The organism is Sphingobacterium sp. B29 (assembly GCF_001952815.1).
GTDB classification, from domain to species: domain Bacteria; phylum Bacteroidota; class Bacteroidia; order Sphingobacteriales; family Sphingobacteriaceae; genus Sphingobacterium; species Sphingobacterium siyangense.
Genome location: NZ_CP019158.1, coordinates 6,194,080 through 6,207,631, shown reverse-complemented (window position 1 = coordinate 6,207,631; position 13,552 = coordinate 6,194,080). Strand labels below are relative to the sequence as shown.

Here is a 13,552-nt window from a genome sequence, read left to right as displayed (position 1 = left end):
GCTATTATTTTACTTCAGTTAATTGATTTGATTTCGCATAATAGAGATAGGCTTTAACGTTGTTATAACCAAGGTTCTCCAAATTCTTTTTATAGTTGTCGACTTGGTACTTGTGCCCAATATAGTCTGTCTGTGTGAATTTAAAATCCAGAACGATTGTTTCTTCCACGGAGGTGAAGACCTTATCTGGACGAATGGTCTCACCCTTGGCGGTAATAATGCTTGCTTCATTCCAGATTTTATAGTTCCCGGTGAGCCATTTATTGATTAGGGGGTGCTTCCAGATCTGATTGATCTCCTGCATGAGAAAAGGCTCTTCCTCTTTGGAAAGGATTCCTTCCTGGATCAGTTGGCGTACCAGTTTATGGATGTCTTCTTCCTTTGAAATTTGAGCCATAATATCGTGGGCCAATATGCCGTACTGCGCGGCTTTTTCCAGCATCATAATATCATTGATGTTACGCGTACTCGATTTTTCTAAGGCCATTTCCAATTCTTTGGAAATGGGGTAATGGCGAAGGGAAATAATATTGTCTTTCTGAGCCTGATGTTTTTTTTGTTCGATCGTTTGATCGATGTGTACACCTTTTTCTTCCAGTGCAAACGGAGCTATGGGGCTATCCAAGACTTGATAGAGCACATCGCTGATATATTCGTCTTTAATATCATATCCTGTAATTTCACCCGTTTTTTTGTCAACAGATTCTTTAAAGGAAGGAGCCGTAATATAGAGGTGTTCAACAGCACGTGTTGTTGCTACATAGAATGTGTTGAGGGCGTCCATGTAGTTGAACAGCATCTCTTCAAAATATTGCTTGAAAAATACAGATTTGCCGACTGTAGATGTATATTTTATTGGAATTTTTCCCAATTGGGCAAAAGGAGTATCCGAGGTCTCTATCCAAAAATCGCCATTGATCATGCCATCGAGATCCCAGGAACAGAATGGAATCATCACAACGTCATAGGCCAGACCTTTTGATTTGTGGATTGTTGTTACCTCGATCGCATTAATTTCTCCGTTGGAAGGGAGCACCGCCCGGTTGCCATCTTCTTCCCAAAACTCCAGGAACTGTATAATGCCACGTTCGCCATTGGTGGAGAAAGCTGAGATCATATCTTTGAACGCCAGGAGGTAAGGGAGGTGGATATTGTCTGTGGTTGTGAAACCGTAGATTTCAATGAGTTTTTCAATTAAATGAACTAAAGGCTGTTTCTGCGCCATTTCCCAGGAGTCAATCAGCGCCTCGGGGAGATAATCTTTAAGTGCGCGGATGTCATTGCCGGCAAATTTTAACCATGCATTCTGATCGATTGTCTTGTTTTGAATATGCTGGTATAGATAGACCATCTTTGCTTTATGGATGGTATGTTTATCCGAATTATAGACTAAAGCCTTCAACGTTTCGATCAACAATAGTACAGAATCATTGCTTGCTAAGGATAATGCATCACCAGATATCACTTCAAATGTAAGCTGCTGCTCTTTTTTGAAGTCCATGAGCTTTTGGATGACCAATTTAGCCTGCACATTACTCCGTACCAGGATACCGATCTGCTGCGCCTGATATCGTCCACTACCGAGCCAGTCGCCTATTTTTTGACATAGTTGTAGTAGCGATTCTTCAATAACCTGATTTCTTCTGTAGCGTCCATCAGTGACAGGAATGTAGGAGATTTCGATAGATCCTAATTGCTCAAGTTTCCCTTTTTTATGTTCAGGTATTTCCTGTTGGCTGTTTTCATAAGCTTTGACCAGCATCGTGTCATTGCCAGTAGAAATCCACCACTGTTTACCTTCTTCATCAAGGCTTTCGAATACTTTTTCATTCAATACCTGTTGCAGATGCTGGGGAATACTGCTAAAGAGGTAATTGTTTAAATGGATGATATTTGGAAGACTTCTAAAATTGGTGTCAAGGCTTCCGTTTTCGATAAAGGTGGTTTTGCTATCCTCGTCTAAGTGAAAGGTGTGACCAACCTGTTGTTCTACCTGTTGCAGGAGTATACGCCAATCCCCATTTCGCCAGCGATAAATACTCTGTTTGACGTCCCCAACGATCAGGTGTTCGCTGATTGTGCCTTTGGCATCTGCCAATGCATTGATCAGTAGTGGGCTATAATTTTTCCACTGAATACGCGAGGTATCCTGAAATTCGTCAAACAAAAAGTAGTTAAAACGATTGCCGATTTTCTCCCAGATAAATGTTGGGTCGCTATTTTCATCAAGTCCGAGTTTGTTTAATAAAATCTGCGAGTCGGAAATTAATTGAGCGCCATTGTCCCGCCGCCATTGCGTCAGTAAGTCGCTCATTTCCTTAAGCAGGCGTAGGTAATAGAGATTACTTTGTACCGCTTGATAAGCAATGTAAGCCGATAGATTATCGTGTAGCTTTTGGAACGATGCCAGAATGGGGCTGAGTGCGGCGATAAGATCATGCCGTATATTTTTGTCACTATCTGTAAAAGCATCTTCATTGTCGATCAACTGGAGATACTTTTCCAGTACCTTGGCAATTTCGGAAGCGCTCAGCTTTTCCGTTTTTTTATTGGTTTTGCTAGCGGAGATTATTTTATTGCGCGATTTACCTTTCAGGTCACTTTCGGAGATATTAAAATTCCTGAATGTTTCACTAAAGGCTTCAATTGTCATGGAGAGTGCTTCCGTGAAGGAGTTTATCTTCTGTTCAACTTCCTGATTGAGGAGATTAAAAACCTCCTTTGGATTGGCAGAATTGATGTAGCCATCAAATTCCTGAAAATTTTCAGAGAAAATAAGACTTGCCAAACCCATTAGTTGTTGACGGTAGTTCCAATTTTCATTTTTTGCTATTTTCTTTTCCGCATAAGCGATAATCCAATCCAGTAGGTCGGGTCGTTCATCCAGCAATTGATTAAGCATGACTGTCAGGTCATTTTTCACTTTATTGACATTCATTTCAATCTTATAAGCAGCATCAAGATTGAGTTCATACGTAAATGCGCGAATAACTTTTTGGGAAAATCCATCAATTGTACTTATGGTAAAATGACTGTAGTCATGTAGGATACGTCGATACACCCGAAAAGCTTTCTCTTGTACCAGATGCGGATTCCAGTCTGGCTGCTGCTGGAGTAAAAGCTTTCTGAAATCTTCAATTTTAGGGTTAGGATCGCCTGTTGCCAAGCCATGGAGTACCGAGAGGATACGTTCTTTCATCTCGGCGGTTGCCTTATTGGTGAATGTCACCGCCAAAATCTCCTTATAGCTATTCTCGTTGGAGAGTAGGAGTGTGAGATAGTGTAAAGTCAAGCTAAAGGTTTTTCCCGAACCGGCCGAAGCTTTTAGTATTTTTAATGGCGCAACAGATTTCATAGAATGAAGGTAGAAAGTAAAAAGTGAATTGGCAAAAATGTCGATGACTATTTCGAAGGTACTGTACCCAAACGGTTCATCCTGCTTACCGATTTGGTAAAGATGTCCTTTTGAAGGAAGGAACTGTTTTTTGTCTTGATTTTTGAAAAGTTTGTTGTAGCTTCCGTATGGAAGCAAGAAAAGATGAAGGTCTAAGGGGCAGGTATTACGGTTGAAAGAGCTTGTTGAAAGAGCTAACCCTGTCGTTTTCAGTGAAGTTTTATTAAATTATAATGATGATTAGAAAAAAATAACTATCTTTGCATCCCCTCTAGTATGAAGCTCGGGGGATATGTTGAATACATAAAATAAAATTAAAAAATGGCAACTAAAATCAGATTGCAAAGACACGGTAAAAAAGGACGTCCTTTTTACCACGTAGTCGTAGCGGATTCTCGCGCTCCACGTGACGGTAAATTCATCGAACGTATTGGTTCTTACAACCCAAACACAAATCCAGCAACTATCGTTTTGGATTTTGAAAAAGCTTTGGATTGGATGAATAAAGGTGCTCAACCAACTGACACTGCTCGCGCTATCCTTTCTTACAAAGGTGTTCTTTACAAAAAACACTTGCAAGGTGGTGTGAAAAAAGGTGCTTTTGATGAAGCTGCTGCTGAAGCTAAATTTACAGCTTGGACTGAAGCTAATGATGCAAGAATCTCTGGTAAAAAAGATGGTTTAGCACAAACTAAAGCTGAAGCTAAAAAAGCTGCTTTAGTGGCTGAAGCTAAGAAAAAAGAAGAAAAAGCTGCTGCTGTAGCTGCTAAAAATGCTCCTGTAGCGGAAGAAACTGCTGCTGAAGAGACTGAAGCTCCTGCATCAGAAGAAACTGAAGGTTAATTCTTTCATAAAGTATTCGAGAAAGCCGACTCAATCTTGAGCCGGCTTTTTTTGAAACAGCCAATAGGCTAATGGTTTGCCAAATCATGTCTCACAGCTAATCGCTAAATACGAAATATATGACTATTGATCAAAGCTTTTACATCGGTTACATCAGTAAAACAAGAGGTCTTAAAGGAGAAGTACAACTATTTTTTGAATTCGAGGAATACGAGAGTTTGAATATCGATGTTGTCTTTGTGGAAGTGAACAAAAAGCTTGTTCCTTATTTTGTTGATACCATTAAATTTCAAAAAAATAGTACAGCGTATGTGACATTTGAGGATGTGGATCATATCGATAAGGCTCAAGTACTTGTACGTAAAAAGCTATATCTTTCCAATGATAAGATGCCCGAGCGCGATCCAGATGATTTTAGATATACTGATTTAATCGGTTTTTTAGTGATTGATGAAAACCATGGTGAATTGGGGCAAATAACAGATGTTCAGGAATTCCCACAGCAATTTGTCGCTTCGGTAAATATGGACGGTAAAGAACTGATGTTCCCATTGTCCGATGATTTAATCTTAGGAATCGATGGCGAAGAGGAGATCATTGAAGTTGAATTGCCAGAGGGCTTGGTGGATCTTTATAAAGAATAAGCATATCCCCAAGCTTATTCAAATAAATAGCGGTATACGAACTATTGCAGTAATTTCTTATCTTGGTCTGTATATTATTACTGGCCATAATTATTGATTTATTTTGAAACCGTTATTACTGCTGCTATTCCTATTCTCGTTGTCTTCTTGTGCTTTCTTTGGGAAGAAAAAGGACTTTCCTGAAGGCAATTACCAAATGATATTGGGCTATTCAAATGAGGAGTATCATAAAGTAAAAAGAGAATCACCCCAAAATGTGGAGGCAGATGTCTATGGTAATGACCCGACGATATATCGGTCCTTTCTCTCCCTCCGTGATAAAGATAAGTTTGTGATGGCGATCGATGATATCTTACTCTACGGTAAGTATAGATTTAACGGCGATCGATTAGAATTGACCGATGAGAAAAAGGGTAGTCTCGCTTTGGATATTGTTAAGGTAAAAAACGATTTTGTTCAGCTGAGAGGTGATTTTTCACAGTTTAGCTCAGCACGTGTACCCACTAGCGAAAAACTTTATATCAACTTTGTGTTAGATAAAACCCCTATCCGGGAGACTCCGAGCAAATTTGATAGCCAGGTAAATCTATGGCGAAATGCCCCTGTAAAATCAGAAAGTGAAGAGGAGATAAAAGCCAGGGCATTGAATTTTGTAGATTATTCTATCGCTTATTTCCAACACATATCAAGTTCAGGCACACATCACGATTATCGAATGGATGGTGTTGAATCACCCATTATGTATGCTGAGAATGGCATTGTGCTCAAGGCATGGGCAGATGTACCCGATTCTTGGAAGGAATTATTTTACAACGAAAAAAATGCATTAGTCGCCTACCAATATTTATTTGATGGTTTTAAATATGGATCGAAAGAGGAGTACCATGTTAGGGGACTCTTATTGATCACGTTTTATCTCAAAAATCTGCGGAATTCCCTAGCAACGAATCTTTAGCCAATCCTGTTGTGGCGTAGTCAGTCTCTTCGCGGTCGATGATCCTCGATCGTTAATTTTATCTGTTTTTTTAGAGCCTTTTATATTTGGTGGAGCCTAAATTCCTGTTGTTGCCTGGGAATGAATCCGAAGCCGTATTTATTGCAGTCTTTTTGTCGCTATTTTTGCCTTTTCGAAAAAATATTTTTGTCGTTTGATTTTTTAAAACGATATTAGCAACGCTTATAGAGAAAGGCCGAGGGACTAGACCCGTTGAAGCCTTAGCAACCTGTATTGTTCAAGGTGCTAAATTCTACCCTACTCCATGTGGGAAAGATAAGTTACATGTAGATAAACGATTCCTCGACGTGTGCGTTTCGATGTAAGCCAACCAAACTAAAAACAGTTTTTTAATGAAGATTATCGATCATATCCAGAATGCCAAAGGAAAAACATTGTTTTCTTTTGAGCTATTGCCACCGGCGAAAGGGCAGGGCATCCAAAGTATTTTTAAAACCATGGATGAACTGATGGAGTTTAAACCTCCTTTTATCGACGTAACCTACCATCGGGAAGATTATATCTATAAAGAGCATGCGAGTGGATTACTGGAACGCGTTTCCTATCGTAAACGTCCTGGGACAGTGGCGATATGTGCTGCAATCATGAATAAATATAAAGTAGATGCGGTGCCCCATTTGATATGTGGTGGTTTTACAAAAGAGGAAACTGAAAATGCATTGATCGATTTGAACTTCCTGGGGATAGATAACGTCTTGGTATTACGGGGCGATGCACGTAAGGGCGATGCCGATTTTATACCGACCGAAGGTGGACATGCCTTTGCAACAGATCTATTGGAACAGGTAACTGATATGAATAAAGGAAAGTATCTGCATGAAGACATTATCACATCGGAAAAGACTGATTTTTGCATCGGTGTAGCGGGTTATCCCGAAAAGCATTTTGAATCGCCAAATTTCAATACTGATTTTAAATACCTGAAACAAAAAGTCGATATGGGAGCAGAGTTTATTGTGACTCAGATGTTCTTTAATGTTGAAAAATACAAGGAGTTTGTAACAAAATGTAGGGACAACGGAATCCATGTCCCTATTATTCCAGGGTTAAAACCACTGACAACGAAAAAACAGTTGGTGACCTTACCAAGGATATTTCATTTAGATATTCCGGAGGAACTGAGCGATGCTGTTTCAGCATGTAAAACGAATGCCGACGTCAGACAAGTAGGTGAAGAGTGGTTGGTGCAGCAATGTCAGGAGCTAATTAAATTTGGCGCTCCGGTTTTACATTTCTATACGATGAGTAATCCTGGTCCAACAAAGAAGATTGTTGAAAAACTAGCCTAACTCATAAAAATAAAACGAAAAGGGAGCGCATAAGCTCCCTTTTTTTATGGTAGTATTCGTTGTGAAAGCCTAAAATATGTCCAGAATTTTGATCGTGTGGTTTAGGTCGATCGCTATATTTAGGGTTTAATAGCCTGTTTATAGTCAGATACTTGTGTTAAATAGTGTTAATTAACTTATTGGAGTCAGGATAACTTTTTAACTTAAAGTGCTAAAAAAGATTTTAACAATAGACCAAATTGACCTTATGACGTACACTAGATTAAATTCTCTACTCGGCTTTGCTTGCGGACTAATTGCTACATGTGTATATATCTCCACCGTTGAAAAGACGGTAAGCTGGTGGGATTGTGGTGAATTTATTGCCTGTGCCTACAAGCTGGAAGTGGCACACCAACCGGGAGCACCATTATTTCTTCTTATTCAGAATATATTTTCCAACCTGGCTTTGGGTAATGCAGGTAAAATCGCCTATTGGATGAATATTGGATCCGCAATCTGCAGTGGGCTTACTGTTACATTTTTATTCTGGACAATAACAGCAATTGCCAAAAAGATACTCAACAGGCAAGAGAAAGTTCAATTATCGAATTATTTCCAAATTTTTGCTGCGGGCTTAGTTGGTGCAATGGCTTTCTGCTTCAGTGATTCATTTTGGTATTCGGCTGTTGAATCCGAGGTATATGCGATGTCTTCATTGTGTACTGCGATTGTTTTTTGGGCAATTTTAAAGTGGGAAGTCCGTGCAGATGAGGAAGGTAGCGATCGTTGGCTGGTTTTTATTGCTTTTGTTATGGGCCTTTCGATCGGAGTGCACCTATTAAATCTGTTGGCAATTCCGGCTATAGCGATGGTTGTCTATTTCAGAAGAGCAGGACAGGTTAATGCGAAAGGTACAATAAAAGCTTTCTTGGTAGGAGTGCTGATCTTGGGGGCTGTTTTGTGGGGAATTATTCAATGGTTGGTCGTTCTCGCAGCTAAGGTAGACCTCTTATTTGTAAATTCATTAGGTTTAGCCTTTGGCTCAGGTATCTTCTTCTTTTGTCTGCTGTTGGGGTGCTTCCTCATTTATGGGCTATATTATTCTTATAAAAAGCGGCAATACACACTGCATACCGGGTTACTGGTCTTTTGTTTTATTCTATTTGGTTATAGCTCCTATACTATGGTTTTAATCCGTGGAAAAGCCAATCCGTCGTTAAACAATAATGCGCCGGACAATGTGTTTTCTTTTTTGGGTTATCTGAGCCGGGAGCAATATATCCGGGAACCTTTACTCAAAGGGCCCAATTATGATTCACAAGTCGTTGGTGTAGAGAGTAAAACCGGTTATCGCAAAGATGAATCAGGGTATATTCCTTTTAGTCAGGTCGATAAGTATAAGTTTGATAAGGAAACTTTCTTTCCCCGCATATATAGTCAAGATGGAGCCCATCAGGCTTATTATAGGAGTTACCTCAATTTGAAGGAGGGGCAGCAGCCACAGTTCTCGGATAATTTTAAGTTCTTTTTTAATTTTCAACTGGGTGATATGTACACCCGATATTTCTTGTGGAATTTTGTCGGTAGACAGAATGACAGGCAGGGGTATGGGACCTATAGTGACGGCAACTGGTTGTCGGGGATTAAACCATTGGATAATTGGCGTTTGGGAGGGCAAGATAAAATATCCCAATCACAGGAGCATGACCCGAGCCGGAATACCTATTTTTTCCTTCCATTGCTACTGGGAATAGCCGGAGCGATCTGGTTGTATCGAAACAATAAACCTTATACCTTGGTCTTGACCTTACTGTTTGTGTTTACGGGAATAGCGATCGTTGTTTATCTTAACCAAACTCCTATGCAACCTCGGGAACGAGATTATGCTTACGTAGGATCTTTTTATGCGTTTGCGATCTGGATCGGACTGGGAGCAATAGCATTTGTTCGGTTTCTCAATCGTTTTGTACAAACACGGTATGCGTTAGCGACAGGTATTTCTTTCGCTTTATTGGGCGGTCCCATTATTTTGGCCCATCAAAATTGGGATGATCATAATCGTTCTGAAAAATCGCTGGCAAGGGATATGGCACGTAATTATTTAGAATCCTGCGCTCCAAATGCTATTCTATTTACCTATGGAGATCATGATACATTTCCTGTATGGTATTTGCAAGAAGTGGAAGGAGTACGCCCGGATGTTCGGGTTGTGGTATTAAGTTATCTGACTGGCGATTGGTATATGCAGCAGGCGAAGCAGCCGACGTATCAAGCGGCAGGTCTTCCCGTGACGATCCCAGCTGAAAAGACAAAAAAAGGCGTTCGTGATTATATCCCTTTTGTGGATAGACAGCTTGATAATGCGGTGGATATACAGCAATTATTGCAGTTTGTCACATCGGATGATCCGGAGTATAAAGTTCAGCTGAATTCAGGTGATATGGAAAACTATTTCCCTTCCAAGAAAGTCCAATTGCGCGTTGATAAAGAGGAGGTGGTTAAGAAAAATGCGGTTCCGGCTTATTTTCAGGATGCTATTGTTTCTGCAATGGAATGGGAAATTCCGAATGATCATCTGACCAGGGCGGATTTAACCCTGTTATCGGTGCTTGAAAATAACCATTGGGACAGACCGATATATTTTTCGAACATGCTGCCAAGTGACATTAAATTGGGCCTGGATAAATACCTGGTCAATGAGGGCTTTACTTCCCGATTGATGCCTGTCGCTGCTACAGATCAGTCGACAGGAAAACGAAATGAGCAGGCCGGCCTAGTTAATATGGAAGCATTATATAACAATATTATGCATACGTATCAATGGGGCAATGTTAAAAATGCACAGTATTTGGATACCGATTCGTTTCGCTTTACAAGTATGTACGCCCGTGATATATTTGGAAAAGCCGCCCGGATGCTCTTGGCCAATGGTCAGGTCAAACAAGCTGGGGAAGTAGCGAAAAAAGCATACGATCAATTACCCGATCGCGTATATGCGATGTCAGATGCCATCAATTATGCCGATATTATCGATAGTCTATATCGTTCGGGACAACCGCAGCTAGCCAACAGGATGATGGACCGAAACCTTGATTATGTGGCTGAAAATATGGAGTATCTACATCAGTTGGTGACGGATAAGAAAAACCTGAGCTTCGAGTGGAATGATATTCAGACCGGTTTGGATTCTGTAGACCGGTACCAGGCTATTTTATTGGAAGCAAAAGATACCAAGCGATTGGCACGTGTTGAGCGCTTGAGACAGCAATATCAAAATTGGTACGGAGTAGAATAATTTTGATGACACACTGAACCAAATTTACGCGGTCTGCCTAAACGGTAAATTGACTGCTATACTTGAGGTAAAAAAAACAGATGAGGCCTCTTCTAAAATATTGGAAGAGGCCTCGATACATATAGGATAGGGAATGAGCCAAATGATTAGAATTTCATGCCGACTCCAAAGCCGAGCAAGAAGGGATTGATGTCAACTTTTGCCGGTATGGATAAGTTAGGTGCAAGATTTGATGCATCAACATTGACATCTGTTTTTAAAAGAATGTACTTCGCATCCAAATTCACGAAATATTTTTCAGATAGCTTAAAATCAATTCCCAGCTGAGTCGCAAAACCGAAAGCATTATCGTATTTTACATTTTTTACCGTTTTTCCCGCGTTGACGCTATAGAATATGGTATAATTTATTCCTGCACCTACATAAGGTTTAATGGCACCATCGGGGAAGAAATGATACTGAGCTGTCAGTGTAGGTGGAAGGAGCCATACACTGCCAAGATCGACATTGCTGGATGAACTGCCACCAATGGCAGTTAAATTTGAACCGGTTGTATTAACTTTATGTTTTGTAGTCCCAAGGATCAATTCCGCAGCAATGTTTTTTGTGAAGAAATAGGTGAAGTCCAGTTCAGGGATAAATTTCGTATTGATGTCGACGTCTCCGCCTATGGTATTAATATTGGCCGATTCGTTTGGCATGACTGTCACACCTCTGAGTCTCATTTGCCAGCGTTGATTAGGGATTGTTTGTGCCTGTAAACTTAGTGCGCCTAGGGTGAAGGTCAGTGCAATTAAAAGTAGCTTTTTCATATCATTAAGGGTATTTGTTTGCTGTAAAACTATTGCTAAAATCACGGCAAAAGAGTGACGATAATCAGGTTGAAAAATGAATGATACAATGTTTTTCTTATTGCAGATGATGTACCTTTATAAATTACTGCTGTAAAAAAAGAGAAGTACGGGAAAGCATAAATCTTCTCTTGTAGTTTTTCAGTTCGAAGAAAGTAAACGGGCAGGCAGTTTTCAAGCAGTTATCTGGATTGAGAACGAGCTAACCTGATAAAAGGTGGTCATTTTCGAGCAGGAGTGGATTCTTTGGGAAGCTTTATCTATGAGAGCTGATGTTCCAAGAGGTTGACAGAGCTGTAGTTTAGCCAGATTAATGGGGATATAAATCCGGCATGTTGGAGAATATTGGGGATAAGAATACACTATAAAAAGAAGAGGTTGGAATCACTTCCAACCTCTTCTTTTTATAGGTTACGATTTTACGCGTTTTTCTTTACTTCCTTACCCCAAGAATCTTTTAATGTAACCGTACGGTTAAAGACTAAATGAGCTGGAGTTGAATGTGTATCTAAGGTAAAATACCCCAATCGTATAAATTGATATCCTTTCCCCGGGGTTGCATTTGCAAGATCCGGTTCAATGTAAGCACGTTCAATGATATGTAGGCTTTCAGGATTTATCGATGCTTTAAAATCTTCTGCAGCGGCAGGATTTTCATCATTGAACAATCTGTCGTACAGTCTCACTTCGGCTTCTTTTGCATGTGGAACAGAGATCCAGTGGATTGTTCCTTTTACTTTTAATCCCGAAGTGTCTTCTCCCGATTTTGAGTTTGGAACATACGTACAATGAACTTCCGTTACATGGCCATTTTCATCTTTCACAAAATCATGACAGGTGACAATGTAAGCATGTTTCAAACGTACAGAAAGTCCAGGGCCTAAACGGAAGAATTTTTTTGGTGCATCTTCCATAAAATCATCGCGCTCTATCCAGAGCTCCTTTGAAAATGGAATGGAGCGTGAACCTTCACCACCTTCGACTTCTGGATTGTTCTCGCCAACAAGATCCTCTACCTGACCATCAGGATAGTTGGTGATCACCAATTTGATCGGATCAAGAACAGCCATTCTGCGCCATGCCGTTTTGTTGAGATCCTCACGGATACAAAATTCCAAAAGACTGACATCGATCATGTTTTCACGTTTTTGAACGCCGATTTTTTCACAGAAGTTGCGGATACTCGCAGGTGTGTACCCTCTTCTGCGCAATCCTGAGATCGTAGGCATACGCGGGTCGTCCCAGCTTTCAACAAACTTCTCATTGACCAACTGCAGCAATTTACGTTTACTCATGACGGTATAAGTCATATTCAAACGTGCAAATTCGTATTGTTTGGAAGGGAAAATCTCCAATTTATCAATACACCAATCATAAAGTGGACGGTGTGGAATAAATTCCAGCGTACAGATCGAATGTGTAATTTTCTCAATGGAATCTGATTGTCCATGCGCAAAATCATACATTGGGTAGATACACCATTGATCCCCTGTTCTGTGGTGATGCGCATGTTTGATGCGGTATAACAAAGGATCACGCAAATGCATATTGGGGCTAGCTAAATCAATCTTTGCACGTAGCACTTTTTCACCATCTTGGTATTTACCGGCACGCATAGCCGCGAATAAGGTTAGATTTTCCTCAATAGACCTATCGCGATAGGGAGTGGGAACACCCGGTTCTGTTGGGGTACCTTTTGCTGCTGCAATTTCTTCAGCAGTACTGTCGTCGACATAAGCTAGACCTTTTTTAATTAGATCAACGGCATAACTATATAGTGTCTCGAAATAATCTGAAGTATATAATTCCGCTGCCCACTGGAATCCAAGCCATTGAATATCTTTCTTGATACTTTCAACATACTCAGTGTCCTCAGTGACAGGGTTAGTGTCATCAAAACGTAGATTAGTCTTGCCATTATACTGCTGTGCTAATCCAAAATTCAAGCAGATGGATTTGGCGTGACCAATGTGGAGGTAACCATTTGGCTCAGGAGGAAAACGTGTCAATACACGTCCGCCATGCTTCCCTGTACGAAGATCCTCTTCGACAATTTCCTCGATAAAATTTAATGATTTTTCTTCACTCATAATACAAAGTTAATTATTCGCCGTGAAATATTAGCTAGGAGATCGTAGATATTCGGCTTAGCATGAGCGGTTGAATATTGCAGCTGTATCTGTTGGAATGGAGAGACTTAATAACGTTGGGATATGAAATAAAAAAGGGACGAAATTTC

The 13,552-nt window shown here is 40.3% G+C and carries 8 protein-coding genes and 1 riboswitch; of the genes, 5 read left to right on the top strand and 3 right to left on the bottom strand.

Annotated elements, in window-relative coordinates:
- Positions 1-4 precede the first annotated feature (4 nt).
- The gene (locus tag BV902_RS26460; RefSeq protein ID WP_157626253.1) at positions 5-3,355 is read right to left on the bottom strand and encodes a UvrD-helicase domain-containing protein; all 3,351 of its coding nucleotides are present in this window, start codon (positions 3,353-3,355) and stop codon (positions 5-7) included.
- 360 nt (positions 3,356-3,715) lie between these two features.
- Between BV902_RS26460 and BV902_RS26455 the strand changes: the two genes are divergently transcribed.
- The 5 genes from BV902_RS26455 (at position 3,716) to BV902_RS26435 (ending at position 10,462) form a co-directional block, all read left to right on the top strand.
- A complete protein-coding gene (locus BV902_RS26455) occupies positions 3,716-4,237 on the top strand; it encodes a 30S ribosomal protein S16 (protein WP_075994449.1) in 522 nt (173 codons plus the stop codon).
- Positions 4,238-4,356: 119 nt separating this feature from the next.
- Positions 4,357-4,881, top strand: coding sequence for a ribosome maturation factor RimM (gene rimM / locus BV902_RS26450; protein WP_075994448.1), 525 nt, complete (start codon positions 4,357-4,359; stop codon positions 4,879-4,881).
- A 103-nt stretch (positions 4,882-4,984) separates the two neighbouring features.
- A complete protein-coding gene (locus BV902_RS26445; RefSeq protein WP_075994447.1) occupies positions 4,985-5,836 on the top strand; it encodes a hypothetical protein in 852 nt (283 codons plus the stop codon).
- Between the two features lie 219 nt (positions 5,837-6,055).
- Positions 6,056-6,158, top strand: a riboswitch (SAM riboswitch).
- Positions 6,159-6,228: 70 nt separating this feature from the next.
- Positions 6,229-7,185, top strand: a complete 957-nt coding sequence (gene metF, locus BV902_RS26440) for a methylenetetrahydrofolate reductase [NAD(P)H] (protein WP_075994446.1) — start codon at positions 6,229-6,231, stop codon at positions 7,183-7,185.
- Between the two features lie 247 nt (positions 7,186-7,432).
- Positions 7,433-10,462, top strand: a complete 3,030-nt coding sequence (locus BV902_RS26435) for a glycosyltransferase family 117 protein (RefSeq protein WP_075994445.1) — start codon at positions 7,433-7,435, stop codon at positions 10,460-10,462.
- 146 nt (positions 10,463-10,608) lie between these two features.
- Here BV902_RS26435 and BV902_RS26430 read toward each other — a convergent pair whose 3' ends face one another.
- Together BV902_RS26430 and BV902_RS26425 are read right to left on the bottom strand one after the other, a co-directional pair.
- A complete protein-coding gene (locus BV902_RS26430) occupies positions 10,609-11,274 on the bottom strand; it encodes an OmpW/AlkL family protein (protein WP_075994444.1) in 666 nt (221 codons plus the stop codon).
- 458 nt (positions 11,275-11,732) lie between these two features.
- Positions 11,733-13,403 carry a glutamine--tRNA ligase/YqeY domain fusion protein gene (locus BV902_RS26425; protein WP_172840742.1) on the bottom strand — a complete coding sequence of 557 codons (1,671 nt, stop codon included), beginning with the start codon at positions 13,401-13,403 and terminating at the stop codon, positions 11,733-11,735.
- Positions 13,404-13,552: the final 149 nt, after the last annotated feature.

Excerpts from the sequence above, each read along its gene's own strand:
- BV902_RS26455 (WP_075994449.1), top strand. The coding sequence starts at position 3,716 with ATGGCAACTAAAATCAGATTGCAAAGACACGGTAAAAAAGGACGTCCT.
- metF (WP_075994446.1), top strand. The coding sequence starts at position 6,229 with ATGAAGATTATCGATCATATCCAGAATGCCAAAGGAAAAACATTGTTT.
- BV902_RS26430 (WP_075994444.1), bottom strand. The coding sequence starts at position 11,274 with ATGAAAAAGCTACTTTTAATTGCACTGACCTTCACCCTAGGCGCACTA.
- rimM (WP_075994448.1), top strand. The coding sequence starts at position 4,357 with ATGACTATTGATCAAAGCTTTTACATCGGTTACATCAGTAAAACAAGA.
- BV902_RS26435 (WP_075994445.1), top strand. The coding sequence starts at position 7,433 with ATGACGTACACTAGATTAAATTCTCTACTCGGCTTTGCTTGCGGACTA.
- BV902_RS26460 (WP_157626253.1), bottom strand. The coding sequence starts at position 3,355 with ATGAAATCTGTTGCGCCATTAAAAATACTAAAAGCTTCGGCCGGTTCG.
- BV902_RS26425 (WP_172840742.1), bottom strand. The coding sequence starts at position 13,403 with ATGAGTGAAGAAAAATCATTAAATTTTATCGAGGAAATTGTCGAAGAG.